This window comes from Streptomyces sp. NPDC014676 (assembly GCF_043084105.1).
In the GTDB taxonomy this organism is placed as follows: domain Bacteria; phylum Actinomycetota; class Actinomycetes; order Streptomycetales; family Streptomycetaceae; genus Streptomyces.
Genome location: NZ_JBIBZI010000001.1, coordinates 134777 through 159801 on the forward strand (window position 1 = coordinate 134777; position 25025 = coordinate 159801).

Here is a 25025-nt window from a genome sequence, read left to right on the forward strand (position 1 = left end):
CGCGGACCCGCACGGTCCGCGGGACGCGCCCCCGCGCACATCCGACCCGCAGGGCGGCACATGCCCGGGAAGAACCGGGGCACTGGAGAACCGGAGACCGGGGCACTGGAGAACCGGAGAAGGAGAGAAACACCGGATGACCACGCTGACACCGCAGAAGCCCGCGACCTCGAAGCCGGCCGGAGGCGTCCCGGCCCCGGCCGCAGCGCCCCGGAACGACAGCTGGCATCAACTGATCGACGCGGTGAAGGAGTCGGGCCAGTACCCGACACGCTCGCAGGCGGAGAGCGTCACCCGGGTCGTCCTCTCCGCCCTCGGCGGCCACGTCGTCGGCGACGAGCGCGTCGACCTGGCCCGCGCCCTGCCCGAGGAGGCGGCCAGAGTGATCGCCTCGCAGATCCCGGTGAACCGCAGACTGACCGCCGCGGAGTTCGTCGACTCGGTGGCCGCCCGCATCGAGGGCGCGACCCCGGCGACCGCCCGCTGGGACGTCAGCTCGGTCCTGAGCGTCCTGCCAGGACTGGTCGGCGACGCCCTGGTCACCCGCGTCCTGGCCCAGCTGCCGCCGGGCTACGCCCTGCTCTTCGGCCGCGCGGAGCTGTCCCCGGCGTGACCGCCGGGCCACGGCCCCCGCACACCCCCGCACAGGAGAAGACCGCCCGACGTGAGCCGGCCCCGGACCCATGTCCGGGGCCGGCTCACGTCCGGATCCCGCCACCGCCCGCAAAACGGTTCGACGCCGCCCCTCCCCGCCCGCCACCCTGTGGGCCGGACATCACACCGACCGACCGTCCCCGGAGGACCGTTGAACCCCACCATCCGTCACGTCACCTTCGACTGCGCCGGTGACCCCTACGACCTCGCCACGTTCTGGAGCACGATGCTGGGCAACCCGCTCGCCGACGACGACAAGCCCGGTGACCCGGAGGCCCTGATCGCGGACCCGTCCGGCGGACCCGGCCTGCTCTTCGTGCGCGTACCGGAGGGCAAGACCGCCAAGAACCGCCTCCACTTCGACCTCAGGCCGACCGGCCGTACCCGCGCGGAGGAGGTCGCCCGCGCCATCGGGCTCGGCGCCCGTCAACTGGCCGACCACACCCGCCCCGACGGCGGAGGCTGGGTCACCCTGGCCGACCCCGAGGGAAACGAGTTCTGCGTGGAACGCGGCGACCTGGACTGAACCGGGGGCCCGACGGCCGAAGCGTACGTTCGTACATCCGAGAGTGTACGATCGTACGCATGCCGACGGACGACTACTTCGCGAACGATCCGCGCACGAATCTGGAGCGCATGCTCGCGGGCGACCTCTACATCGCCGACGACCCGGAGATCGCCCACCGCCAGCAGCGCGCGATGCGGCTCGCGGCCCGCTACCAGGCCGCCTACCCCGAGAACCCCACCGAGGCGAGGCCGATCCTGACCGAGCTCCTCGCCTCGGTGGGCGAGGGCGTCGAGGTACGCCCCCCGCTGTACGTCGACTACGGCAGCAACATCAGCATCGGCGCCCGTACCTTCGTCAACTACAACCTGACCGCCCTGGACGTCGCGCGGATCACCATCGGCGAGGACTGCCAGATCGGCCCGAACGTCCAGCTCCTGACGCCCACCCACCCCGTGGAGCCGCGGCCCCGCCGGGACAAGCTGGAGGCGGCCCTGCCCATCACCATCGGCGACAACGTCTGGCTCGGCGGCGGCGCGATCATCTGCCCCGGCGTGACCATCGGGGACAACTCCGTCATCGGCGCGGGCGCGGTGGTCACCAAGGACATCCCCGCGAACGTCGTGGCCGTCGGCAACCCGGCCCGCCCGGTCCGCACCGTCTGAGCCCCACCACGAGCCATGGCCACCGGACACACCGACCCCCGCCGCCGCGAGCGCATCCTCGCGGCGGCGCTCGACCTGATCGCCGAGGAGGGCGTGGCGGGCGTCTCCCACCGCAAGATCGCCGCCCGCGCGAAGGTGCCGCTGGGCTCGATGACGTACCACTTCACCGGCATCGACGACCTGCTGCTCCAGGCCTTCACCGGCTACGCCGACCACGTGGTGGCCCTCTTCGAGCACCACCTCACCGGCGCCACCACCCCCGACCGGGCCCGGGAAGCGGTCACCGACCTGATCCACACCCTCTCCGAGGGCCCCCGCCGCGACCTGATCCTCGTCCAGGAGCTCTACACCCTGGCCGCCCGCCACGAGCCGTACCGCGCCCTGTGCGCCCGCTGGATGCGCCGCAGCCGCACCCTCCTGGAACAGCACTTCGACGCCGCCACGGCCCGCCGACTGGACGCCCTCATCGAGGGCCTGACCCTCCACCAGGCCCTGGACGACACCCCGCCCGACCGCGCACTGACCCGCGAGGCGGTCTCCCGTATCACCGCGGACACGTAACCGGCTTCCGGCCGGGGGCCGCCCCTACGGACGAGCCCCCGGGCCCCGGGCCCCGTCAGGACGGGAGGGCGCCGAGCTGACGCAGTTGCGTGAGGACGTCGACGACCCCCCGGAGCTCGGTGATCCGCCCGTCCGCGAAGCGGAAGATGAAGATCTCGCCGTAGACGACGGACTTCCCGGTGGGCGGCAGCCCCCGGTACTCGCCTCGATGGGTCCCGGTCACCGTGTTCCTGCAGACGACCTTGTCCCCCTCCGCGATCGTCTCCTCGACGGCGACATGGAGGTCGGGGAACGCCCGCAACAGCACCTCCCACACCCGCTTCAGCGCTTCCGCACCCGTCACGCCCATCGGTACCGGCGCGTGGAAGAGCAGGTCGGGCGCGACGAGTTCGTCGACGGCCTTCGCGATGACCTCCGGATCGCCGCTGTTCACGGCGGAGTGGAAACGGTCGAGCACCGCCGCGTTGCTCGCTGCCGGCATACGGACTCACCCCTGTTCTCTGCTGGACACTGCCTCAGCGATACGACGACACGGCCGCCGCACATGTGACACGACGCGCGGGACGACACCGGATCGTCCTCCCCGCCGCTGCACGGCCGTCCTCCCTGTGGGTGAGCGGCGGGTGCCGCACCGGCACACGTCCGGGTGAACGCGTACGCTCCGTGCCGGTGTTCGGCGCGGCTCCCCGCAGGGGCCGTGGGCAGCCCTGTCGCGGAGCCGCGGAACGTCCGACGGCCGCGCGGAGCCGCGGACGGCCCGCGGCGGAGGTGCCGGACGCTTCGCCCGGCATCGCTACGATCTGCGCCGCTGTGGGCCGATGCCTCCGCACTCACCGCCATGCACGCGATCGACCTGCCGTTATGCAGCGATGCAGGCGGCGTGGACGCCCGGCCGTTCCGCACGACCACGGGGAGAGACACATGGCGCACGAGCCGGAGGTCCAGGACCAGGGGCAACGGCCGGGGGAGCGGCTGGCGCGACTGCTGCGACGCTGGTGGGAGGAGGCCGGGAGCACCGCGCCCGGCGGCACACGGCCCACACAGCAGGCACTGGCCTCGAAACTGGGCATCGACCAGACGACGCTCTCCCGCTACCTCAACCCGAAGCACGCGTCGACCGCGCCACCGAGGGTGGTGGAGGCGCTCCACACCCACCTGCGCGCCCCGGCGGCGGAGCTGGAACAGGCACGGGAGCTGTGCAGGGCGGTGCTGGAGGAGAGCAGCGGCCAGGCGGCGGCCGTCGGCAACGGCCCGGAGCCCGCCGACGCGGCCGGTGCCGCGGACGGCACGGGCGGGCGCGGCACCCCGGGCCGGCCGGGACGGTCCCGGTGGGCGCTGCCGGCCCTGGTGGCCGCAGTGACGGTGCTGGCCTTCGTCGCCGGGGCGGTCGTGCGCGACCAGTACGCCCCCCGCCCCGGGACCGCGGCCGACAGCGTGGCGGCCGGCGCCGTCCCGGTGAGCGGCGCGCCGCTGGAGTGGCCGCTGCTGAAGAAGCGGAAGGAGGACCACTTCACCCCCGGCCGCGCCCTGCAGCACCTGCTGAGGGCACACGGCTACGAGGTGAGGACGGACGGGTTCTTCGGGGACGAGACCCAGGACGCCGTCATGGACTTCCAGCGCAGGAACAACCTGTCGTCCGACGGCAAGGTGGGCAAGGACACCTGGCCCGAACTGGTGATCCCCCTCGGGCGCGGAGCCGACGGGCACGCGGTCCTGGCCCTCCAGGAACTCCTGCACAACACGGGCCAGGGAGGCACGGAGGTGTCGGGGGAGTTCACCGCGGCGACCGCCGAGGACCTGAAGTACTTCCAGCGCCACCACAGCCACCACGGCCTGCGGCCGAGCGGCAGGGCGGACGTCGACACCTGGCTGGCCCTGCTGGTGTTCCAGCGCCCGCCGTCCGCCGCCCCCACCTACCAGAGCCCTACGAGCCCGCCACCGTCCACACCGGCGTGAGCGAACCGGGCGGCCCGCCCGCGTGAGTCGTCCTTACGGGAGGCGGCCCGCACGCCCGCCGTCCACTTCTCCGACGGGGGATTCAACCGGGAACCCGGGGCACGTTGAACTCCATCGAGTACACCTTCTGGCCCCTCGGGAGACCATGCATGCTCGCTCTGATCCAAGTCGCCGGTGACCGGCCCGACGGGCCGTCCTGGTCGCCTTATCTGGCCATCGGCTTGTTCGTCGCAGCCATGATCTTCGTCGGTGTCATGTACGCCAAGCGGCGGCGCTGACCGGTCGACCACACGGGTGGAGGTCTCTCCGTCGGAGAGGCCTCCACCGCTGACAGTCAGGAGATGCCGGTATGACCATCGTCGTGGGTGTTCTCATCGCCTTGTTCGGGCTGGCCCTGGCTCTCGTGGGCCCGCGCGTGGCGAGCACGCTCAGCGGGCGGTCCAGCGGCCGGTTCGAGGCATCGAACGTGCTCGCCTTCCGTCTGGTCGGGACGGTCCTGGTGATCCTGGGACTGCTCTACGCCACGGTGGGCGGATGAAGCGGAGGAAAGCGAGACAGGCGGACGCCCCGGACCGTCGTGGGGGGCAGTGACCGCGCCTTGGGTCCGGACCCGGGGCGGACGGTCCGCATGCACGCAGCCCGCCCCCGTGCCGCATGATGCGCGACTTCCTCTCCCGACCGTCATAACGGCAGGTCAGACTCCCTTCCCAGGCGCTGCACGGAGCCTGCATGGATGCGCCTGTGCAGACCCCCCGGAATGTCTTCCCGCACCCCGTTCCCACGGTCAGTCTGGTTGCTGTGCCCGGCGCTCCCCGGCCACCCCGATCCGCCCTCGTCGGCGGACGGCGTGCCCGGGGCGTGGCGCCGGTGCGCTTCCTGACCACTCTCCACCTGAAGGGGTACCTCCATGTCCGCTGTCCGCAAGTCCGTCATGTCCGCGCTCTCGACGATCGTCCTCGCCGGTGGGCTCGCCTTCGGCGCCGCCGGCACGGCGAGCGCCGCCACCTGCCCGTCCACGGCGTCCCCGAAGATCGACGGCGCGATCGCCAGCTGGTCCCTGAGCTGCACGGGCGGCGGCGTACGGGTGTCCGGCTGGCTCGAGGACACCCGCATGGACAACAAGTGCGCCATGGTCCGCATCGTCGGCGGCAACGGCGAGTACCGCACGAAGCAGGCCTGCGGCTCCGGTGTCCGCGAGCAGTTCGACTTCACCTTCGCCGGGACGGACTCGGCCCAGGTGCGCCTGGCCATCGCCTGAACCCCGCTCCGGGGCGGGCGGTGACGCCCGCCCCGGAACGTCCGGGGGTGCGCACCCGCCCGGCGGGGGAGCCCGGGCGGGCGCGCACCCCGTCCCTGCACGACCGGCGGAACCGGCCGCGAGGAAAGAACGAGGAACGAGGCAGGCACGTGAACGCGGACAAGGGCTCCCTGCGCGACCTCCTCACGGCGTGGACGGTGATGACCGCCCTGGCCCTCACCCCGCCCGCCCTCGCGGGCACCCCCGCCGGAACCGGAGCCGGAGCCGAGCCCGGAGCGGCGGCGCCGGCGACCACCCTGGTCTTCGACAAGAACCCCGACGGCCCCACCGACTCGACGCTCTCGGTCCACCGGGGCGGCAGACTCCAGGCCACCTACCGGGCCGGATCGGGCCTCGGCGTCCAGGACGACTGCGCCCGCGCCAAGGGTTGGCTGCCGGACGGGAACTGGGAGATCCGCTCCCGCACCCGCACCTACGACGGCGACCTCATCAAGGGATACGCCGTCCGTCTCCAGGACATGACGTGCTCCCGGGGCACGGTGACGCGCACGGAGCTGTTCATCCACTCCGAGACGAACCGCGACGGCGGCGAGGGCACGTCCGAAGCCCGCCGCTGGGACGGCCCGGACGACTACGCGTCCAACGGCTGCGTGAAGCTGGACCCGACGGACATCGAGGAACTGTTCCGCCTCCTCGACCGCATCGGCTGGCCGACCCACCTGCGCGTGGTGCCCTGACCCGGGCGGAGCGGCCCGGCACACCGGACGGACCATCCGCCCGCGGCACGACCCGCGTGCGGCGCCGCACGTACAGGGCGGTGACGTGTGATCGTCCGCCGTCGCCGAGGGCGAGGCCGAGAACTCCGGCATCACGGCGGTTCCCGGTGACGCGGTCGGCCGTGAGTTCCTCGGCATGCTCCCGGAATCCGCGAGACCCGAGGACGAGGAGGCGTTCCCGGAACGGCTGGTCGCCGAACGCCCAGGGGCCGCCACCGGTAGGGGGTGGCGGCCCGGGGACGGCTGAAGTGCGGCTCCTCGTCCGCTCCGTCACCTCCGGCGGCCCCGGCCGCCGGAGGGCTTCGGCAACGGCTGGTCGGGCGCCGCAAGGGCGCTCCACCGATGGGGCGGGTCTCCGGGAGACGAACCGGGAGAACGGAACCGGACGTCCTCGCCCGGCCGGGGCACGCGCAGTCCACGAACGCGCGCCGCCGAAGAGCGCGAGCCCTTCACCTGCCCCGGGCGGACGGGCCTGTGCGAGCGGGCGGTCAGTCGACGAGGGCGGTGGCCTCGATTTCGACGAGGACGCCCGGCTCGAAGAGGCAGTCGACGCCGATGAGCGACGAGGGGGGAAGGGGCTGCGGCAGCCCGATCTCGTCCGCGACGCTCTCGACGCCCGCCATGAAGGCGGTTATCTTCTCCGGCTCCCACTGGGTGACGTAGATCGTCAGCCGCACCACGTCGTCGAACGTCGCCCCGGCCCCGGCGAGACCGCGTGCGGTGTTCCGCAGCGCCTGTGCGACCTGTCCGGAGAGATCTCCTGCCGCGACGGGTGTCCCGTCCGCGACACTGGAGGTCTGCCCACTGACGTAGACATGCCTACTTCCGGTGCCGACGGCTACGTGATGGTAAGGCGCGGGCTGCAACAAGCCCTCAGGGGTGAAACGTTGGACGGGCACGGTGATCTCCTGCCGGTGACGGACTTGGTATAGCTTTGATACCTAGGAGACGCAGGACACTTCAACGAGACCAGGTTTCATGACCGATACCGCCGCTCCCCGTGACGACGAGCTGAGCATCCCGGCGCCGCACCGTGAACTGCTCGACCAAGTGCTGGACAAGTGGTCGCTGAGCGTGCTCAGCGAGCTGTGCGAGGGACCGCGCCGGTTCAACGAGCTGCGCCGCGCCATCCCCTCGGTCACACAGAAGTCACTGACCGCCACCCTGCGCAGGCTGGAGCGCAACGGCATCATCGAACGCGAGGTCGTGAGCTCCAGGCCCGTCGCGGTGGAGTACCGGATCACTCCCCTGGGGAAGACCATGCGCCCTCCCGTCGATGTCCTCCTGGACTGGGTACGGACGTACATGCCCCGGATCGAAGAGGCACGGGAGGCCTTCGACGCCGAGTGAGAAGCGGAACGGGAAGCCCACCCGCGCTCCGCCGCACGCTCCGGCCGTCACCGACAAGGAGACGTACCTCTCCACCCTTCCTCCGGTGAACCTGCCGGACCCGTCATCGGTTCCTCGGAACCGGCCTGCCCGGCCCAGGTACCGAAGTACACGCTCCTGCCGGCAGGTTCCGTCAGGCCGCCGTCAGCGCCGCCAGGGCACGGCCCATCGCGGCGTTGAACTCCTCCGGCGTCAGCGGCAGCCGGGACTTGACGTCCCGGCTCCACTGGTCGGCGAGGACCTCGGCGGAGCCCGCCTCGACACCGTCGAGCGCCGCGTCGGCCAGGTCCGACGGCGCGATCTTGTCCACGGGCCAGCCCGCGGCCATGTCGGTGTCGGCCAGGCCGAGGTGGACCGCCGTGACGAGCGTGCCCTGCTCGGCCAGCTCCAGGCGGACGCCGTTGGTCATGGCCCACGCGGCGGCCTTGGTCAGGTGGTAGGCGCCCGCGCCTCTGCCCCCGAACCACGACATGGCGGAGAGGACGTTGACGATCGCGCCCCCGCCGTTCCCGGCGAGCGCCGGCGCGAACTCCCGGATCATTCCCAGGTGGCCGAACACGTTGGTCTCCATCTCGTGCCGCACCGCGGCCGGCGAACCGGTCACCAGGTCGGTCCCCGTACTGATCCCCGCGTTGTTGACGAGCAGCGAGACGTCCGGGGCCGCCTCGGCGGCGGCCCGCACGGATGCGGGATCGGTGATGTCGAGGGGCAGCACCTCGACCCCGGGCAGGTCCACGGACTCCGGTCGGCGGGCCGTCGCGTAGACCTTGCGGGCGCCCCGTTCGAGCAGGCGCTGAGCGAAGGCGCGGCCCAGGCCGCGATTGGCTCCGGTGACAAGGGCGACTGAGTTGTTGATGTCCATGCCCGGTACGCTAAAAGTTGACGTCAACGTCAAAGGCAAGTGCTGATCGTCAGGACCGGGGTGGGAGGCGTCACCATGACCGTCACGGAGACCGGGGCCGATCGGCTCGTCCGCATCGGCGAGGTGGCGCGGGCCGCCGGTGTCTCGACACGCGCCGTGCGCTACTACGAGCAGCAGGGGCTGCTCATCTCGGAGCGCAGCCCCTCCGGCCAGCGCCTCTACCGGCAGGACGCCGTCACCCTGGTGCGCTTCTTCCAGCAGATGTTCGCCGCCGGCCTGACCAGCCGAAGGATCGCGGAACTCCTTCCGTGCTGGGACTCCGGGCACACCGACGCCGACCAACGAGCCATGCTGCGCGCCGAGCGCGACCGCATCCAGGCCAAGGTCGACGACCTGCAGGCCGCCCTGGACCGCCTCGACGAGGTCATCGCGATCACGGACACGCACCCGTAGGCGACCGCGTCGAGGTCCGTCCCCGCGTCGGGACGGGAAGGCGCCGCACGCTCCGGTGGGCGGTGATGGGCGAACCGGTCCGGTCCCGGGCCCGATTCGCTGTGCGGGGGTCACTCCGGGCCCTCACCCCAGCAGGGGGACGGCGGGATCGCCGGTGCTCCAGGTGCGGTCGAGGAAGTCGGCGATCAGCGGGGCGATCTCGGGCAGGTGTGTTTCCAGGGCGAAGTGGCCGGTGTCGAACAGGTGGAGCTCGGCGTCGGGGAGGTCGCGCGGATAGGCCCGGGCGCCGGCCTCGGTGAAGAACGGGTCGCCGACGCCCCAGGTGATGAGGGCGGGCGGGGTGTGCGTACGCAGCCAGGACTGCCACCGGTCGTAGCGTTCGAGGTTGGACCGGTAGTCGAAGGCCAGCGCCACCTGAGCGTCCTTGCGGCCGGGGAGGTCCAGGAAATGCTGGTCGAGGGTCCAGCCGTCGGGGGCCAGCAGCTCCGGGACGGGGACCCCGGTCTCGTACTGGCCGCGGGTGCCGGGCAAGGTGAGCAGGTCGCGGACGGTCTTCTCGGCACCGGGGGTCTCGGGGCGCAGCGCGATGAAGTCGCGGGCCGCGTCCGACAGGCCCTCCTGGTAGGCGTTGCCGTTCTGCACGACCAGGCCGGCGATCCGCTCGGGAAGCCGCTCGGCGAGGCGGAAGCCGACCGGGGCGCCGAAGTCGAACATGTACAGGGTGAAGCGGGTCAGGCCGAGCCGCCGTACGAAGCCTTCGGTGATGTCGGCGAGACGGTCGAAGGTGTGGACGAAGTCGTGCGGGGCCTGGGTGTGACCGAAGCCGGGGTAGTCGGGGGCGACCAGGCGGTAGCGGGAGCCGAGGACGTCGATCAGCCGGCGGAACTGGTGCGAGGCCGACGGGAAGCCGTGCAGCAGCAGAAGCACGGGGGCGTCCGGACGCTCGGGAACCGACTCGCGGTAGAAGACGCGGACGCCGTCGACCTCGAGATGACGGTGAACGATGCGGGCCACCGGTAAGCGAACCATGACTAACTCCTTCTCTGGCTGATGACATGTTAGATGTACCGTCCGACTGGCTAACGTGTCAAACGTTGCCGGTACCATTAGGAACATGAGTGGTCCCGTCCCCCTGACCGGGGAGCCGCTGGCTCTGGACCTGGTCAACACCCATCCGTCCGTCGGCGACCTGCTGACCGGCCCGGACGACCTGCGCGCCTGGCTGCTCCTGCAGGCCGGCCGGTCCCCCGAAGCGCGGGAGTTCGCCGCCGCCGAACTCACCGACGCCGACCTGGAGGCCGTGCGTGAGGTCCGCGCACATGCGGCCCGCGCGCTCGACCGTGCCCGCGTCGGCGAACGGCCCCCACCGGAAGCGCTGGACGCCCTCACCCGAGCCCAGGGCGCCGCGCCCGCCGTCCGCGAACTGGACTGGAACGGCACGGCCGTCACCGCCACTCCCCGCCGCACCGGCCCGACCGCCGCGCGGCTGGCGGCCTGGCTGGCCGAAGCCGCCACCGACCTGCTCACCGACCCGGCGATCACCACGGTCCGCCCCTGCGCGGCCGAGGACTGCTCCCTGCTGTTCCTGCCGGCCCACCCCCGCCGCCGCTGGTGCTCGGCCGCCCGCTGCGGCAACCGCGCCCGCGTCGCCCGCCACTACCAGCGCCACCGCACCACCTGACACCCCGTACCGGCCAGCGGGATCACGTCGAGGCGGCTCCCGACCGGCCGGGGAGGCCGAAAAGCGATGCTTGACGTTTCAACATGTTTGTTGTGAGCATGCAGTGACGTCCTGAGATCGGAGTCCTCCATGCGTCTGAAGTCCCTCGCCTTCGCCGCGATACCCGCGGCCTTCCTCGGTGTCATGGCATCCGCGCCCAGCGCGTCGGCGTGGTCCACCGGGAACTGCGAGACGGGTACGTTCTGCGTCTGGCCCGAGTACTGGTACGGCGACACGGACATGGAGCCGTCGCTGGTGACCGACGACGAATGGTCCGGCAGCGCTCTCGGCCACATCTTCTACAACAGGACGTCCCAGGACGTCACGATGACGTACGTCATCGTCGGCCACGAGGATCAGGGGCCCCAGACCTCATGCGTCTCCAGCAACCACGGCAGCTACTTCACGATGCCCATGTACGTCACGGACATCGCCTGGCGTGAGGACGACGGCAGTCCCTGCTGGTGACCGCCCCGAGCGAGGCGTCGTTTCCGGCGGCACCGGAGCGGGACGGGTGTCCCCGGCCCACGGCTGGTGGCGTCTCCGGGGAGAGCCTCCACCGCTGACGGCCAGGAGACGCCGGTACGGCCGTCCCTCGGACTCCGTCACCCGGAAGGCCCGTTTATTCGATTCCCGGCGGCACCGATGGTGTGCGAGGGTCGGCCCGTGTCCGTCTCCCGAAACGAACCCGCCTCGCGGTACGCCCTCGACCTGCTGCGCCGGCAGTTCGACCTGACGTGGTCGCTGTTCGAGTACCACCTGGAAAGGCTCGAACCCGACGACTTCCTGTGGGAGCCCGTCGGCACCTGCTGGACGGTGCGCCGGGCCGACGACGGGACGTGGACGCCGGACTGGGCGGAGAGCGAGCCCGACCCGGTTCCCGTACCGACGATCGGCTGGCTGAGCTGGCACATCGGCTGGTGGTGGAGCGTGGCCATCGACCACGCCCGGAGCAGGACGCCCCGGGAGCGGGGCGACATCACCTGGCCGGGTGCGGGCGAGCCGACCGCCGAGTGGCTGCGCGGTCTGCGCGCCGACTGGCTGGAGGCACTGGACCGGCTCACCGACGCCGACCTGGACTCGGCCGCCCCGTTCCCGTGGCGGAACGACCCCCGGTACACCGTCGCGGACATGGTCGCCTGGGTGAACGCCGAACTGATGAAGAACGTCGCGGAAATCGGCCAACTCCGCCTCCAGCGGGCAGCCGACCGCCCGCCGGCCGGCACGAGCTGACAGCCGGCCCCCGCACGGCCGCCCCCCGTACGCCCGGCCGGGCCGGTGCCCTACGGTGGCTCCATGGGGAACGAGCGACGTGTCCGCCGCCTCGTGGCGAACGGGACGGTCTGGCACTGGACGGTCCGACAGCGGGTGCGACCCGACTACCCCGACTGCCGGGTGACCCTCTCCCTCTTCCCGGAGGCGCCGGCGCACGGCGTGCGACGCCGGCTGTCCCTGGTCTTCGCCCCGGGCCCGGACAGGGTCATCTCGAACGCGTACTTCGAGGCGGGTACGGTCGTACGCCTCTCCGACCGTGCCTGGCTCAACCTCTACGAACCTGGAACGGTCCGGCGCCTGCTCGACGCCGCGGCGCCGGTCCTGGAGAGCTCGCCGTCGGTGCGGGATCTCGAAGTGGACGGCTGGACCTGCTTCACCGAAGCCGTGGACCGCGCCGCCCCCGGGACACCGCTCGCCGGCCGGCCGTCCGCCTGAAGGCGGACTGGCCGTACGGGACGGCGCTCGACATCGAGGGCCAAGGAGTGTCCGGCGGACCGTGCTGCCGCCGGGGCGGTGAAGCGGGCCGTCTCACTACGATCGTGGGATGTTCGAGTACCACGGATGGATCACGGTCAGGGAGACCGCGGCCGGTGACGACGACGAGCCCCGACTGCGGCGGATCGTCGACGAGTTACGTCTTCACATCGCCCGGATGGACAGCCCGTACCTGCTTGACCTCAGGTGGATGAACGGCGAGCCGTTCATCCACCTCGGCGGCTGTTCCAATCACCGATCGTTGCCTGACGTGGCCGAACTGTTCGAGCACGTGGCCGCGGTGGCCCCTGGTTCCTACGGACTCCTGCACATACGCGACGACGAGGAACAGGGTCACGAGAACGACGTGCGCGTGCTGAAGCTGGTACGAGGCACGGTCACGCAGCACACGGAGGCGCTGTTGTCCCCCTGCATCCCGACGGTGGAAGACCCCTTCACAGGCTGAGTGTCGTCGGCACATCACGTTCGCGGCCGAAGCAGGGGCTCGGTTACCGGGACAATGCCATGACGGACGCAGGTCCGTTTGCCGAAGCGGGTGGCGACGGCGCGGTAGTTCTTCAGGCGGTTGATCATCCGTTCGACCTGCCCGACCCCACGAACACCGTCACCGCGTGCGGGAGAACCGTCGTGCTGCGAGACCGCGCAGATGATCAACGTGCCTGCTGCGAGCCGGCCAGGCGCTCCCGGCCTGTGCCGGGACGGGCCGGGAGCACAGGTACAGGTCCAGCGGCTGTGTGAAGCCGCACCCCACGGCCATGGATTCCTCGAACACATCGCCTGGCCGGCCCCCTTGCGGGTGATGTCCTGACCGGGCCGAGACACTTCCAGCAGCATGGCGCGATGGCGACCTTGACCCGTCTCCGTATTGCCTGATGCTCTGGGCCCGTTGGGCGCTGGAAATCGGGGGAAACAGGTGATCGCAAAGCTGTCCGGGCCGGGCGCGGACGTGTGGACGGCCCGCGGATGAGGGCGCGGCGCGGGGCGGTGATCGCCGTCGTCGCCGCCGGCGGTGCCGTGACGACGATGCTCGTGGGGCTCGTGACCAACGCGGTGTCCGAGTCGCAGTGGCCGGGCTGGCTCGGATGGCTGCAGGAGCACGCCTGGTTGTCGTTCGTCGTACTCGGCGCTGCCATGGTCGGGTTGTCCGTGCTCCTGGCGGCCCTCTCGGAGACCGGCACACCCACAGGAGCACCACGCGCTCCCTCACCAGGACCGGACGACGGAACACAGCCCCCGGGAGCAGCCCTGGTCCTGCGCTCATTGCCGCGCGACACGGCGGCCTTCACCGACCGCGGTGCCGAACTGGACGCACTGGTGCGATCCGTACGGGAGTCCCAGGACAACGGCACCGCCCTGCCCGTCCATGTGATCGACGGGATGCCCGGCGTCGGCAAGACGACCTTCGCCGTCCACGCGGGGCACGTGCTGTCCGAGCGCTTCCCGGACGGGCAGCTCTTCGTGAACCTCAACGGGCACACGACAGGCCGCGCTCCGGTGCAGGCCACCGAGGCCCTGGCCTCGCTGCTGGCGGCGACCGGCGTGCCGTCGCAGCAGATCCCCGTGGGCGACGACGAGGGCGCGGTCACCGAGGCACGGGCCGCGATGTGGCGCAGCCGCCTCGCCGGAAGGAAAGCACTGCTCATCCTGGACAACGCGGTCAGCTACCGCCAGCTGGAACCGCTGCTCCCCGGAGGCCGTGACTGTCTCGTCCTGGTGACCAGCCGGAAACGGCTGGCGGCGTACGAGGAAGTGGTCGTGTCGGTGGACGCCCTGCCGCCGGACCACGCGGTCGACCTCTTCGTACGGCTCAGCGGCCGGCCGCCGGAATCACTCGACCGCGTGGTGCTCCAGGAGCTGGCCGCGCAGTGCGGACACCTCCCCCTCGGCATCTCGCTGCTCGCGGCGCGACTGCGTCACCACCCGTCGTGGAGTGTGCGGGACCTGCGCTCACGGCTGGTGGCCGCCGGTGACCGGCTGGGCGAGTTCAGGGCTGGGGAACGCGGCATCGCGGCCACCTTCGAGCTGTCGTACCGGGACCTGGAACCGGGACGGCAGCACTTCTTCCGCTGCCTCGGCTGCTATCCCGGAACCGACCTCGACGCCCCTACGGGGGCGGCACTCGCGGCGGTCCCGGTGAGCACCGCACGGGAGCACCTCGATGCCCTGTACGACGCCCACCTGATCGACGAACACCCCGGAAACCGTCACCGGCTGCACGATCTGCTGCGCGACTACGCCCGCGCTCTCGCCGACGAGGAAGGCACCATGGAACACACCGAGGCAGTGCGGCGTGTGGGGACCTACTACCTGACCGCCCTCGCCGCGGCCAACCGGCACATCCTGCGGGGCGGCGCCCCCGCACCCACGGTCCCCGACGGCGGCGCCCGCCTGGAGACGCCGCCTCTGACGTCCCGCTCCGAGGCACTGGGCTGGCTGGAGGACGAGCGGGCCAATGTCCTGGCCTGCATCCGCCGTGCGAACGGGCTGGGACTGCACGAACTGGTGGTCCGCATGGCCGCGGCCATGGCACCGTTCCTGCGGCAGGCCGGACCGTGGGACCAGGCCGTCGGCCTCCACCGAACGGCAGCGGAGGCCGCCCGGCAGACCGGTGACCGCCGTGCACTGGCGGCGGCGCTCACCGAGTCGGGCGTCATCCGGCGCTTCATGGCCGCCTACCCCGAAGCGATCGAAGCCCTGGAGCAGGCGATCACCGAGTACGAGGCGGTGGGCGAGAAACGCGGCAAGGCCGAAGCCCTCAACCAGCTCGGCATCGTCCGGTACATGATCGCCGACAACGAGGCGGCGGCCGAGGCGCAGACCGAGTCCCTCAGCCTCTACCGTGAGGCCGGCGACCGGCTCGGTCAGGCGAACGCCCTCGCCGACCTCGGTATGGTGCACCGGCAGAGCAGCCGCTTCGACGCGGCCGTGGAGGCACAGAGCGAAGCCCTGACGCTCTACCGCGAGCTGGGCGACCGCTACGGAGAAGCCAACTCGCTGCGCGACCTCGGCATCGTGCACGGCCTGATGGGCGACTACGCGGCGGCGGCGCGCTGCCAGCACGAGGCGCTGGAGATCTACCGCTCCCTCGACGACCGCGTCCACCAGGCCTACGCCCTCAACGAACTCGGCGTCGTACACCGGCTCACCGGCGACTTCGCCCAGGCACGCCTGATGCACGCCCGGGCCCTGGAGTACTACACGGAGCTCGGAGAACGCTTCGGCCACGCGAACAGCGTCCGCCACCTCGGGACACTCGACCGGGCGGAGGGCAGGGCCACCGAGGCCGTCACCCTGCTCGAACGGGCACTGGACGCCTACCGCGAACTCGGCAGCCGCGGCGGAGAGGCAGCCACCCTGGGAGAACTGGGGGCAGCACGCGCGCTGGCAGGAGAGGAAGAAGGCGCCGCCACGGCGTTCGGGCAGAGCCTTGTGATCCTGCGCGCCCTCGGTGACCGCTGCGGTGAGGCCCAGGTCCTGAACCACTACGGAGACCTGCTGCGCGCCTCCGGCGACCCGACGGCCGCCCGCAGCCACTACACGGACGCCTTACGCCTGGCCAGGGAGGTCCGCTGTCCCCTCGAGGAAGGGCGGGCGCTGGAAGGCGTGGGCCGCTGCGACCGCATGACCGAGGGACCCGCGTGTGCTGCGGAATCACTGCGCCAGGCACTGGAGATCTTCCGGCGCCTGGGCGCGGACACCGCGGCCGACACCGTACAGGCGCTGCTTACCGCGCAAACGGGCTGACCGGGAACCATGGCCGGATTCTCCGTGCCCCGGACATCCCCGCCGCTGCTACCTTTCGAGCTGATACCGCCCTTCGCCACCCACCGGTGGTCACGCCCCGAGGAGCGCCGTATGCCGCCAGCGTCCGCCCCGCACGCCGCGACATCACCGGACGGCGACCCCCCGCAGGGAAGTGCCGTTCTGGCCCGTGTCGAGTCCCGTGTGCGGCAGCGGCTCGAAACGGAGCGGGCCGCCGCAGCCGCACGGACGGCCGACAGCGGCCACGCCGCCTCCCTCACCCGACCGTGGCCCGCTGCGAGCACACCCGCTTGAAGGCTCACAGCGAAGACGCCGCGCCTTTCACGGCCTTCATCCTCAAGGTCGCCAACCGCTGCAACATCGACTGCGACTACTGCTACGTCTTCAACTCCGCCGACCAGGCATGGCGGCACCTGCCCGCCCGGATGAGCACGGCCGTGGCCCGGTCCGCCGCCCACCGGATCGGCGAACACGCCGCAGCGCACAGCCTGTCCGCCGTACACGTGATCCTGCACGGCGGCGAACCCTTACTGGCCGGCCCCCGCCATACGGCCGCCCTGCTCGCCGCCGTACGGGAGGGCATCCCCACCGCCACGACGGTTCACTTCGAGCTCCAGACCAACGGGACACTGATCACGGAGGAGTGGCTCGATCTCTTCGAGGAGTACGGGGTCGTCGTGGGCGTCAGCCTGGACGGGCCGCAGGCCGCCAACGACCGCCACCGGCTGACGCGTTCACAGCGTTCGAGCGCCTCCTCCGCCGTACGCGGCATTGAGCTGCTGCGCTCCCGCCCGCACCTGTTCGCGGGCCTGCTGGCCGTCGTCGACCTGGCCAACGAACCGGGCGAGGTCCATGACCACCTGGCCTCCTTCGAGCCTCCGGTGATCGACTTCAACCTGCCGCACGCCACCCACGACGAACCGCCGCACCGCAACGATCCGGGCCTGCCCGAGTACGGGATCTGGATGAGCCGCGTGTACGACGCCTGGCTGGCCGGTGACGGGAACCGGCACAGCGTCCGGATGCTGGAGGACATCGTGGCCCTGAGCTCCGGGGTGCGGAGCTCGGTGGAGACCCTCGGGCTGGCCCCGTCGGCGAGCGTCGTCATCGAGTCCGACGGAACCATCGAGGACGTCGACACCCTGAGGTCCGTCGAGGAAGGCGCCTCCCGGCTCGACGCCGACGTGCACCGGCACTCCTTCGACGCGGTACGCCGGCACTCGAAGCTCGCACACCGCAGGACCGGAACGGCCACGCTCGCCGAGAAGTGCCGGGCGTGCCCACTGCTGGAGGTGTGCGGCGGCGGCTACCTCCCGCACCGCTTCAGCACGGCCCGCGGCTACCGCAACCCGTCGGTCTACTGCGCGGACCTCGAGTACCTCATCCGCCATGTCCAGGGCTCCCTGCGGCACCATGGCTGGCACCTGAGCCCGGACCGTGCCACCGTGCCGGAACCATCCGTGGATGCGGGCGAATGAAGAGACCGAGGAACAGGAGCTGTCGATGACCGTGACGATCCGCCCCGCCGACAAGCGGGACGTCGAGGCCTTGGCCGAACTGATCGAGGAGATCGAGCGGTTCTACGGATCCACCGACATCCAGCCGCTGGAGGAACGCCGGACACAGGTGGAGGAGGCGCTGTTCGGCTCGCCGCCCCTCGCGTCCGCACTGGTGGTGGAGGACGCGGCCGGTGAACTGGTCGGCCTCGCCGCCTACTCCTTCCTCTGGCCGGCCGCGGGCTCCTCCCACTCACTGTTCCTGAAGGAGCTCTACGTCCGTGACACGCTCCGCCGCCAGGGTGTCGGCTCCCGCCTCATGAACGAACTCCGCGCCCTGGCGGCGGCCCGGCCCGGGTGCAGCCGGGTCGAGTGGATGACGGACCGGGACAATCCCCACGCCCGCGCCTTCTACCGGACGCTGGGCTTCACCGAGTTCGACGGGAAGATCGTGTACCGGGTGGACGCCGGGGCGGTGTGACGCGACCGTTCCTGCTCTTCGCGGGCTCCGTCAGCCGGCGCCGCCTCTCCTGCCCCCCTCGCTCACCGGGCAGCCCGCATGGTGACGGCCGCCATCACACCGCTCACGCGCGTGGATCCTCCTGCTTCAGCCGTGCCGCCAGGTTGGCGGCGCCGACGCGTGGGCCTCCGCACGATGGCCCGACGTGCCGTTTCCCTGGGTTCCGGAGGACGCGGAGCGCATGGTGGAGTAGACGCCCGGGCGCCGCCGGCGATCAGTGCGGCCGAGGGCCGCCCTTGCGGACAGGAGCGGACCGGGCCGAGGACGGCTCAGGACGCGGAGGGCCCGATCTCTCCCGCGAAGACGATGACCTGGTCGATGAGGCTCCGCCTCAGATGGACGACGTCCGTTCCCGCCAGGCGGGGGCCACCGTCCGGAGTGGTGAAGACCCACTGGTACCGGGCCCACTCGTCCGGCATGTCCACCGCCGAGCAGCGCACCATCGTGCCGGTGCCCGCCGGGTGCCGCCGGATGTCCAGCACGAACCGCTCGACCGCCTCGATCCCCTCACTGCGCCCCAACGGCCCCCAGAAGACGACGTCCGAGGTCAGCGCCTGGGAGAGCAGCCCCGTCACATAGCTGTCGTCCGAGGCGTTGAACGCGGAGAGGAACGTGTCGATCGCGGACTGCGCGGTCTCTTCATGCATGTGCCAGTCATACCAGTCCGTCCGCGGCGAAGTCCGTCCTACGGCCCCTTTTCCGGAAACGCGGGACCCTCCCGGTCACGGCACCGGCTTCCACCCGGCGAACCGGGAACCGGGGACCGGGGACCGTAGGGCCGGGTCTCATGCACAGCACCCTGACGGAGCACGCCCGGTGCCTCTACGGCGACGAGCACCGCCCCGCACCGGAGTGCGACCTCGACCACCACGAGCGCCACTTCGCCGAGGAACTGGCCTTCGCCGACGCGGACGCGATCCTCACCATGCTGCACGCACTCTGCCCCACCTCGTCGACGGCCACCCGCCCGTCCGGATCCGCGACCTCGCCCACCGACCGGCGCCGCCGCAACGCCCCGACGACGCGCCCCTGATGCGCGAGGCCGCCGAGAGCCTGCGGCTGCACGGTCCGGACCGGGACCACATCGCGGCGGACCTGACGAGACGCGCGGACGCCCCGCAAACGCACTGCTCAGGCCCTGACGCGTAGGCGGAGCCGAGGGAAGGCCGTACGGATCACGACGGGGACGACCGACTCCGCGGAGCAGCCCTGGTCCCGCGCTCATCACCGCGTGACACGGCGGCCTTCACCGACCGCGGTGCCGAACTGGACGCACTGATGCGACCCGTACGGGAGTCCCAGGACAACGGCACTGCCCTGCCCGTCCACACACCGCATGCGGTGCCCCAGGCGCCCGGTCGGCCCAAAAGGCGTTGCCGGGGCCCGCCGGGCCGGAGGAAGATCTCCCGCGGAAACGCGAGAGGGCTCACGAGGGGGACCGGATGGAACCGCTGGAACTCCGCCGAGCTGTTGAAGCGGCACGGGCTACGGCGTCGGACCTGGGCCTCGCGGTCGACGACGTGGTCGTCATCCACAACTCGGACCGCGTCGCACTGCGCCTGCTCCCTTGTGACGCCCTGGCCCGGGTCGCACCCCCGGGACATCTGGCCGACTCCGAGTTCGAGGTGGAGGTCGCCCGCCGCCTCACCGGAACCGGCGCTCCGGTGGCCGAACTCGACCCCCGCGTCGCCCCGAGGGTCCACGTACGCGACACCTTCGCCGTCTCCCTCTGGACCTACTACGAACCCATGGGACCGGAGATCGCGCCGGCCGCCTACGCGGCCGCGTTCCTACGGCACCACGCCGCCCTGCGCCGCACCGATCTGGACGCACCGCACTTCACCGACCGGGTCACCGCGGCACTGAGAGCGGTGAACGACCGCGAGCAGTCCCCCGACCTGCCCGACCCCGACCGCACACTCCTCAGCGACACCCTCACCGACCTGAGCGCCGCCATCAGCTCCGACACGGTCGCCGACCAGCTGCTGCACGGCGAACCCCATCCGGGCAATCTCCTGAACACAAGGCGAGGCCCCCTCTTCGTGGACCTCGCCACATGCTGCCGCGGCCCGATCGAATTCGACCTGGCCCACGCGCCCGAAGAAGTGGCGACCCACTACCCGGGAGCCGACCAGACCCTGATCCACCGCTGCCGCGCCCTGAACTGGGCGATGTTCTCAGCCTGGCGCTGGCGCGCAGCCGACCAGATGCCCGACCGATCCCACTGGCGAGTCGAGGGCCTCAACCACGTACGCACCGCCCTTGGCCGTTGCGGACCGGGCTGACCTGAGCACGTTGTCCAACTCCGCACGTCACCCGACCTGCTGAGATCTTCCGCTTCGGAGAACGCTTCGGCCACGCGACCAGCGTCCGCCACCTCGGCACACTCGACCGGGCGGAGGGCAGGGCCGCCGAGGCCGTGCCGTCGATAGGGCATGACCTGCGAATATCTCCGAAATCGTTGCGATATAAAGTACCTCTCGGGAGAAACGGCCCCACCGGGAGCCGTGACCATGGTCCGGCCCGGGGAGAACCGAGTGGCGAGAAAACGCAGGACCCCCGTGTCGGTACGCGGCCACAAGCGCCGCCTGCCCAACGGGAGAACGACGTACGTACGTCGGCACACCCGGACCTACTGGACCGGGCGGAAGCCCCCACTCGCCGTGCGCAGGCCGGAACGCTCCACAGGATCGGCACGACGCGTTCCGACGCGATCCCCCTCACCGAAAGCTTCGACGACCACATCGGCCAAGCCGACGGAGGCAAACGCGGCCTGTGGCGCGTGGGGGTGCTTCGGCATTCTCGCCACCGCCATGATTCTCGCCTCGCTGATATCGGAGAACGGCGAGCAGCCGTACCTGTCCGTCATCGTTTCGGTTTTCGTCGTGGCGGTGGTCACGGGCTGGCTGTGCGGTCGCGCCTTCTCACCCAGCACGGTCCAGGGACGGAGGCGGCTGGCGACAGCCAGGCGGATCGCGCTGGCCGCGGGCATCTCCATCGCGGTAGTGCCGATGCTGGTGTGGGAGGCGGTGTCCGACACTGCGGAACTGATGCCCCTGTGGCTCAACATCATCCGAAATCTCGGCATGGGCTTCCTCCTGGCCTGGGCGGCCGGCGCGCGAAGGGGAGTCCGCCGTGCCGCTTCGGCGCAGAGCACGTCGCCCGAGTCATGCGCGCCACAGCATGAGGCTGTTCGGAATGATCGGACCGCCGACCCGGAGGGACACACCACCCCGTCCCACTAGGGATGAAGGGCCGTAGGCACGACACGAGGATGAGACGGGTAAGGGGTCGGGAGCATCACGCGGGCACGGTCGGCTGCTGCCGTCTCAACCCCTCCACGAAGAAACGCCACGCACCGGCTTCAACGGAGACGACAGAGCCGTCCGCGTTCTTGGAGTCGCGTATGAGCACGCCGTGCGTGACATGGGCGCACTCCACGCACTCGGTCGTGTTCGCGCCGCTGTAAGACGACTTGAACCAGGCCAGCTCACGAGGGACAAGAGAACGGGCGGGCATCTACAGCTCCTTGCGTGCGCGATGGATCAAGGCGGAGGAAGCCTCCATGTCCAACGCTTGTGCGCGGAGGTACTCGAACGCAAGTCTGTATCGCTCCAACTCCTCGTCCTTCTCCAGGAAGAGGGAGCCGGTGTGGAAGTCCACATAGACCACGTCGAGGGCTGACTCCGTACCGCCGATGATCACGAAGCTGCCGAGAGCGGCGCCATGGGCTCCGTTCGAGAACGGCAGCACTTGCAGTGTGATGTGTGGTGACTCGTTGACTTCGAGAAGCCGCCCGAGCTGCTCCTTCATGATCTCCGGCGAGCCCACGACCCGGCGGATCACGGACTCATCGAGGATGGCCCACAGCCGGAAGAGCTTCGGCCGGGTGAGGATCTCCTGGCGCTTCATGCGGATGTCCACCAGCCGCTCGATCTCGGCTGGTTCCAGCGGGATCTCGTTGGCCTTCTGCAGAGCGGTGCTGTAGGCGCGCGTCTGGAGAAGGCCAGGCACGTAGACGCAGGAGAAGTGGTCCTCGCGTACGGCCTCGTCCTCAAGGGTGAGCAGCAGGTTCATGCTCTCCGGGATGGAGTCGGCGAACGAACTCCACCACCCCTGCTGCTTGGCGTCTTTCGCCAGGCGCACCACGGTTTCCCGCTCGGCATCCGTGGCTCCGTACTCACGGCACAGCGCGTCCACGACGATCCACTTCACCGGCCCCGCCTGTGTCTCGTACCGGCTGACCGTCGCCTTCGATACGCCGACCAGGCCGCCGGCCTCCTCCAGGGTCATCCCTTTGCGAGCACGCAACTTGCGCAGCATCGCGCCGAGTTGGCGACGACGTGTGGTGGTCCGTACGGACATGGAACTCCTCAGGCGATCACCCGGGCAGGCGCTCGGGGTGTGAACAGGCTAGGTAGCGCGGCAGTCGGCTCACTATGCGATTCACTCGATCGAGGCTCATGAGAAGTTACACGGCGAGAGTTCTCTGTGTCATTCTCGGTGACGGACAGCTACGCAATGCAGCCGTTCGGATACGGCAGGCGCAGCATGCGCGTGGCACGGGAGGGAGAACCGCTTATGCCTGGGACCGGCATCAAGGACCGTCAGCGCCGCTGTGTCCTGCCTTTCGAGGCACTGCCGACGGAAGTACGCCTGCTGCGGCGGGCCGCCGCCACGCAGCTCGGCCAGTGGGGCGTGCCGACCGCCTGCGACGCGACGCAGCTCGTCGTGACGGAGCTGGCGACGAACGTCATCAAGCACGTGGGTGAGGGCTCGCCGGCGACCCTCATCCTGGAGTGGAAGCGCGAGCGTCTGCGCGTCGAGATGCACGACAAGAGCAGCTCGCTGCCCGCACTGCGTACCGCCGGCTGCGAGGCGGAGTGCGGCCGCGGCCTGCACATGCTCGCCGCCATGGCCGTGGACTGGGGGACCGCCGTCACGGCGCTGGGCAAGGCGGTGTGGTGCGAGATCGAGCTGGGCTCGGACGCCGTGTGCCTGCGCATGGAGCGGGCCATCGAAGCGCTGGAGGGCTACCGGGAGCGCGGCGGGTCCGTCCTGCACGGGCGGTGCGAAACCGCCCTGGAGGAGTCAGCGGTCGAGCTGATCGCCGACCTGCTGCACTGGACGTCCGCACGAGGCCTGGACCCGGATGACCTGCTGGACCGGGCGCAGATGCACTACGAGGCCGAGGCCGCGTAAGCGTTGCCCCGTAGATTTCTATGGGGCAACGCTTAACAAAAGAGGGTGGAGTGCCCCGCGTTGCGGTAAGGCGCGGGGCACTGCGCGTTCCTGTGGCTACTCGAAGATATTCGGGACGGGGATACGGTTGGTGCGGCGATGAGCGTTCCAAGCGGAGGCAACCGCCAAGTGAGCGGCCTTGAGGCGGCCCTTCGTGCCATCGTGACGTGTGTTGTTGTTGGTGGCGGTGGTCTGGATCTTGGCCCTGAAGGACGTGGGATCACCCTGGCGCTTGAGTTTCTGCGCCAACTCCTGGGGATTCACCACATCGGAGTGCTTGGACATCACCGTGGCAATACCTCCGATAGTGACGGAGTGCCAGGTGTCGGGGGTCCGGCCCCAGGCGTCCTCGGCGATGGTGAGCGACAGGTCCAAGATGTCGGGTCCGTGATCCATGACGATGCTGAGGATCCCCTTGATGCCACGCACACCGTTGACGCTGCTGCTGCCAACCTTAAGCTGGTGCTTCTCCAGGACGGTGTTGGTGTCCTGGAAGAGCGGGTGCCCAGCCAACACACCGATCCTGAACTCGTCGTTCGGGCCGACCTTCGAGGACTCCTTGTTCTTGATGATGAACAGCGACGCCTCGTTAGCCATCGAGAGGCCGGAGTGGACCTCGCAGGTGATGGTCTGGATAGCCTCGCGGACGTCCTCCGAGACCGAGACCTTCCCAGCCAGGATGAGCTGGCAGGCGTAGACGCGGTGCATGCCGTCCACCGCGTACAAACCGTCCTCACGCTGCGAGATGATCGGAGTTCCGAGGGCGGTCGGAACCAGCTTTTCGGCGATGGTCTGCGCACGGGCCTTGTTGAGGTTGCGCTGCGCACGATGGTCGAACTTAATAGTCCTCGGATCCACCTTGACGTACTCAATCGAGTGGTCCGGAATGTCGTAGCTGTAGTTCTTGCTGGGCAAGACATCTCCTCTTGTGTCAGCACCCCAGTGGGGGCGACGGCGACACATGTCAGCTCCCGAATGCGGGAGACGGCGACTGGGCGATGATCACACTATCGGACAACTGGTTCACTTGGGGAGCGAGTTGTCAAAGTGAGACACACGCCCTTGAGTTGAGGGTTTAACGAGGCCGGAATCATTAAAAATGAGAACCTTTGTCCAAGTTTGAGTGAAAGTGTGGGTTTTTTAGGTGTCTTGGGTGTTGTGAACCATGTGCTATTTGGACGGGAGCGAGCCGTTCGTAGCGGTGGAGTTCACTGCCTTCGTTGGTTGTAGACCAATCCCATGGGCTGGGCGTCGGAGATGCTGTGGCTTGTAGGTGCTGGCCTTCTCGCCACCGGGTGCGACGAGAAGGCCGCTGCCGCGTTGTGGAAGTGAAACTTTCCGTGTGGTGACCGGGGTGTTCGCCCCCTCTGGGGAAGTGAAGGGGTGGCTGGCCGCCCACTCAAGAGTTGACGCGGTATTGATTTGGAAGGTGAGGTG

32 protein-coding genes and 1 pseudogene are annotated in these 25025 nt (G+C 70.2%); 25 read left to right on the forward strand and 8 right to left on the reverse strand.

Annotation, left to right across the window (positions count from 1 at the left end; all coding sequences use genetic code 11):
- The first annotated feature begins 136 nt into the window (after positions 1-136).
- The 4 genes from ACF1DX_RS00575 (at position 137) to ACF1DX_RS00590 (ending at position 2385) form a co-directional block, all read left to right on the forward strand.
- Positions 137-613 (forward strand): DUF2267 domain-containing protein, encoded by a 477-nt coding sequence (locus ACF1DX_RS00575; protein WP_391789063.1) that lies wholly within the window; start codon positions 137-139, stop codon positions 611-613.
- Between the two features lie 192 nt (positions 614-805).
- A complete protein-coding gene (locus ACF1DX_RS00580; RefSeq protein WP_391789064.1) occupies positions 806-1180 on the forward strand; it encodes a VOC family protein in 375 nt (124 codons plus the stop codon).
- A 59-nt stretch (positions 1181-1239) separates the two neighbouring features.
- Entirely contained in the window at positions 1240-1824 is a 585-nt protein-coding gene (locus tag ACF1DX_RS00585) for a sugar O-acetyltransferase (protein ID WP_391789065.1), read from the forward strand.
- A 15-nt stretch (positions 1825-1839) separates the two neighbouring features.
- A complete protein-coding gene (locus ACF1DX_RS00590) occupies positions 1840-2385 on the forward strand; it encodes a TetR/AcrR family transcriptional regulator (protein WP_391789066.1) in 546 nt (181 codons plus the stop codon).
- A gap of 55 nt (positions 2386-2440) precedes the next feature.
- On the opposite strand, the gene ACF1DX_RS00595 is transcribed toward ACF1DX_RS00590, so the two are convergent.
- Positions 2441-2866, reverse strand: a complete 426-nt coding sequence (locus ACF1DX_RS00595) for an ester cyclase (RefSeq protein ID WP_391789067.1) — start codon at positions 2864-2866, stop codon at positions 2441-2443.
- Positions 2867-3306: 440 nt separating this feature from the next.
- Here ACF1DX_RS00595 and ACF1DX_RS00600 point away from each other — a divergent pair, with 440 nt between their 5' ends.
- The 6 genes and pseudogenes from ACF1DX_RS00600 to ACF1DX_RS00625 form a co-directional block, all read left to right on the forward strand.
- Positions 3307-4341 carry a peptidoglycan-binding protein gene (locus ACF1DX_RS00600; protein ID WP_391789068.1) on the forward strand — a complete coding sequence of 345 codons (1035 nt, stop codon included), beginning with the start codon at positions 3307-3309 and terminating at the stop codon, positions 4339-4341.
- A gap of 149 nt (positions 4342-4490) precedes the next feature.
- Positions 4491-4619 (forward strand): hypothetical protein, encoded by a 129-nt coding sequence (locus tag ACF1DX_RS00605; protein WP_391789069.1) that lies wholly within the window; start codon positions 4491-4493, stop codon positions 4617-4619.
- Between the two features lie 71 nt (positions 4620-4690).
- Complete coding sequence (locus ACF1DX_RS00610) at positions 4691-4879, forward strand: hypothetical protein (protein WP_391789070.1); 189 nt, start codon at positions 4691-4693, stop codon at positions 4877-4879.
- 369 nt (positions 4880-5248) lie between these two features.
- Complete coding sequence (locus ACF1DX_RS00615; RefSeq protein WP_391789071.1) at positions 5249-5599, forward strand: hypothetical protein; 351 nt, start codon at positions 5249-5251, stop codon at positions 5597-5599.
- 149 nt (positions 5600-5748) lie between these two features.
- Positions 5749-6336 (forward strand): L,D-transpeptidase, encoded by a 588-nt coding sequence (locus ACF1DX_RS00620; RefSeq protein ID WP_391789072.1) that lies wholly within the window; start codon positions 5749-5751, stop codon positions 6334-6336.
- Positions 6337-6379: 43 nt separating this feature from the next.
- Positions 6380-6622: pseudogene (locus ACF1DX_RS00625) on the forward strand (hypothetical protein); the annotation flags it as partial.
- Positions 6623-6863: 241 nt separating this feature from the next.
- Here the strand turns inward: ACF1DX_RS00625 and ACF1DX_RS00630 are convergent.
- A complete protein-coding gene (locus ACF1DX_RS00630) occupies positions 6864-7274 on the reverse strand; it encodes a RidA family protein (RefSeq protein WP_391789073.1) in 411 nt (136 codons plus the stop codon).
- A 79-nt stretch (positions 7275-7353) separates the two neighbouring features.
- Here ACF1DX_RS00630 and ACF1DX_RS00635 point away from each other — a divergent pair, with 79 nt between their 5' ends.
- Entirely contained in the window at positions 7354-7725 is a 372-nt protein-coding gene (locus ACF1DX_RS00635; RefSeq protein WP_391789074.1) for a winged helix-turn-helix transcriptional regulator, read from the forward strand.
- 172 nt (positions 7726-7897) lie between these two features.
- Here ACF1DX_RS00635 and ACF1DX_RS00640 read toward each other — a convergent pair whose 3' ends face one another.
- Positions 7898-8626, reverse strand: a complete 729-nt coding sequence (locus ACF1DX_RS00640) for an SDR family oxidoreductase (protein WP_391789075.1) — start codon at positions 8624-8626, stop codon at positions 7898-7900.
- Between the two features lie 75 nt (positions 8627-8701).
- Between ACF1DX_RS00640 and ACF1DX_RS00645 the strand changes: the two genes are divergently transcribed.
- Positions 8702-9079 carry a MerR family transcriptional regulator gene (locus tag ACF1DX_RS00645; protein ID WP_391789076.1) on the forward strand — a complete coding sequence of 126 codons (378 nt, stop codon included), beginning with the start codon at positions 8702-8704 and terminating at the stop codon, positions 9077-9079.
- 123 nt (positions 9080-9202) lie between these two features.
- Here ACF1DX_RS00645 and ACF1DX_RS00650 read toward each other — a convergent pair whose 3' ends face one another.
- Entirely contained in the window at positions 9203-10108 is a 906-nt protein-coding gene (locus ACF1DX_RS00650) for an alpha/beta fold hydrolase (RefSeq protein ID WP_391789077.1), read from the reverse strand.
- An 85-nt stretch (positions 10109-10193) separates the two neighbouring features.
- Here ACF1DX_RS00650 and ACF1DX_RS00655 point away from each other — a divergent pair, with 85 nt between their 5' ends.
- The 9 genes from ACF1DX_RS00655 to haaN all read left to right on the forward strand — a co-directional run bounded on the left by ACF1DX_RS00655 (position 10194) and on the right by haaN (position 18308).
- On the forward strand, positions 10194-10760 hold the full coding sequence (locus ACF1DX_RS00655; protein WP_391789078.1) for a CGNR zinc finger domain-containing protein: 567 nt from the start codon (positions 10194-10196) through the stop codon (positions 10758-10760).
- A gap of 129 nt (positions 10761-10889) precedes the next feature.
- The gene (locus ACF1DX_RS00660; protein ID WP_391789079.1) at positions 10890-11267 is read left to right on the forward strand and encodes a hypothetical protein; all 378 of its coding nucleotides are present in this window, start codon (positions 10890-10892) and stop codon (positions 11265-11267) included.
- A 198-nt stretch (positions 11268-11465) separates the two neighbouring features.
- The gene (locus ACF1DX_RS00665) at positions 11466-12032 is read left to right on the forward strand and encodes a DinB family protein (protein ID WP_391789080.1); all 567 of its coding nucleotides are present in this window, start codon (positions 11466-11468) and stop codon (positions 12030-12032) included.
- A 63-nt stretch (positions 12033-12095) separates the two neighbouring features.
- The gene (locus ACF1DX_RS00670) at positions 12096-12509 is read left to right on the forward strand and encodes a hypothetical protein (RefSeq protein WP_391789081.1); all 414 of its coding nucleotides are present in this window, start codon (positions 12096-12098) and stop codon (positions 12507-12509) included.
- Between the two features lie 109 nt (positions 12510-12618).
- Positions 12619-13014, forward strand: a complete 396-nt coding sequence (locus ACF1DX_RS00675) for an Imm7 family immunity protein (protein WP_391789082.1) — start codon at positions 12619-12621, stop codon at positions 13012-13014.
- A 518-nt stretch (positions 13015-13532) separates the two neighbouring features.
- Entirely contained in the window at positions 13533-16313 is a 2781-nt protein-coding gene (haaT, locus tag ACF1DX_RS00680; RefSeq protein ID WP_391789083.1) for a cyclophane-containing RiPP biosynthesis TPR protein HaaT, read from the forward strand.
- A 111-nt stretch (positions 16314-16424) separates the two neighbouring features.
- Complete coding sequence (gene haaA / locus ACF1DX_RS00685) at positions 16425-16625, forward strand: HaaA family cyclophane-containing RiPP peptide (RefSeq protein ID WP_391789084.1); 201 nt, start codon at positions 16425-16427, stop codon at positions 16623-16625.
- Positions 16622-17809: an FxsB family cyclophane-forming radical SAM/SPASM peptide maturase gene (locus tag ACF1DX_RS00690; RefSeq protein ID WP_391789085.1), complete on the forward strand. Its 1188-nt coding sequence runs from the start codon at positions 16622-16624 to the stop codon at positions 17807-17809. The genes haaA and ACF1DX_RS00690 overlap by 4 nt, the downstream gene beginning before the upstream one ends.
- A complete protein-coding gene (gene haaN / locus ACF1DX_RS00695; protein ID WP_391789086.1) occupies positions 17796-18308 on the forward strand; it encodes a cyclophane-containing RiPP N-acetyltransferase HaaN in 513 nt (170 codons plus the stop codon). Before ACF1DX_RS00690 ends, haaN begins: the two co-directional genes overlap by 14 nt.
- A 308-nt stretch (positions 18309-18616) precedes the next feature.
- Here the strand turns inward: haaN and ACF1DX_RS00700 are convergent, their stop codons facing one another.
- On the reverse strand, positions 18617-18994 hold the full coding sequence (locus ACF1DX_RS00700; RefSeq protein ID WP_391789087.1) for a nuclear transport factor 2 family protein: 378 nt from the start codon (positions 18992-18994) through the stop codon (positions 18617-18619).
- Between the two features lie 140 nt (positions 18995-19134).
- Here ACF1DX_RS00700 and ACF1DX_RS00705 point away from each other — a divergent pair, with 140 nt between their 5' ends.
- The 3 genes from ACF1DX_RS00705 (at position 19135) to ACF1DX_RS00715 (ending at position 21592) form a co-directional block, all read left to right on the forward strand.
- On the forward strand, positions 19135-19380 hold the full coding sequence (locus ACF1DX_RS00705) for a hypothetical protein (protein ID WP_391789088.1): 246 nt from the start codon (positions 19135-19137) through the stop codon (positions 19378-19380).
- A gap of 409 nt (positions 19381-19789) precedes the next feature.
- Positions 19790-20632, forward strand: a complete 843-nt coding sequence (locus ACF1DX_RS00710) for a phosphotransferase family protein (RefSeq protein ID WP_391789089.1) — start codon at positions 19790-19792, stop codon at positions 20630-20632.
- A gap of 528 nt (positions 20633-21160) precedes the next feature.
- Positions 21161-21592: a hypothetical protein gene (locus tag ACF1DX_RS00715; protein ID WP_391789090.1), complete on the forward strand. Its 432-nt coding sequence runs from the start codon at positions 21161-21163 to the stop codon at positions 21590-21592.
- A gap of 55 nt (positions 21593-21647) precedes the next feature.
- Here ACF1DX_RS00715 and ACF1DX_RS00720 read toward each other — a convergent pair whose 3' ends face one another.
- Both ACF1DX_RS00720 and ACF1DX_RS00725 read right to left on the reverse strand, forming a co-directional pair.
- Positions 21648-21866, reverse strand: a complete 219-nt coding sequence (locus ACF1DX_RS00720) for a DUF397 domain-containing protein (protein ID WP_361740565.1) — start codon at positions 21864-21866, stop codon at positions 21648-21650.
- Positions 21867-22712 (reverse strand): helix-turn-helix domain-containing protein, encoded by an 846-nt coding sequence (locus tag ACF1DX_RS00725; protein ID WP_391789091.1) that lies wholly within the window; start codon positions 22710-22712, stop codon positions 21867-21869.
- Positions 22713-22928: 216 nt separating this feature from the next.
- Here ACF1DX_RS00725 and ACF1DX_RS00730 point away from each other — a divergent pair, with 216 nt between their 5' ends.
- Positions 22929-23549 (forward strand): ATP-binding protein, encoded by a 621-nt coding sequence (locus tag ACF1DX_RS00730; protein ID WP_391789092.1) that lies wholly within the window; start codon positions 22929-22931, stop codon positions 23547-23549.
- Between the two features lie 96 nt (positions 23550-23645).
- Here the strand turns inward: ACF1DX_RS00730 and ACF1DX_RS00735 are convergent, their stop codons facing one another.
- Entirely contained in the window at positions 23646-24503 is an 858-nt protein-coding gene (locus ACF1DX_RS00735; RefSeq protein WP_391789093.1) for a DUF6551 family protein, read from the reverse strand.
- Positions 24504-25025: the final 522 nt, after the last annotated feature.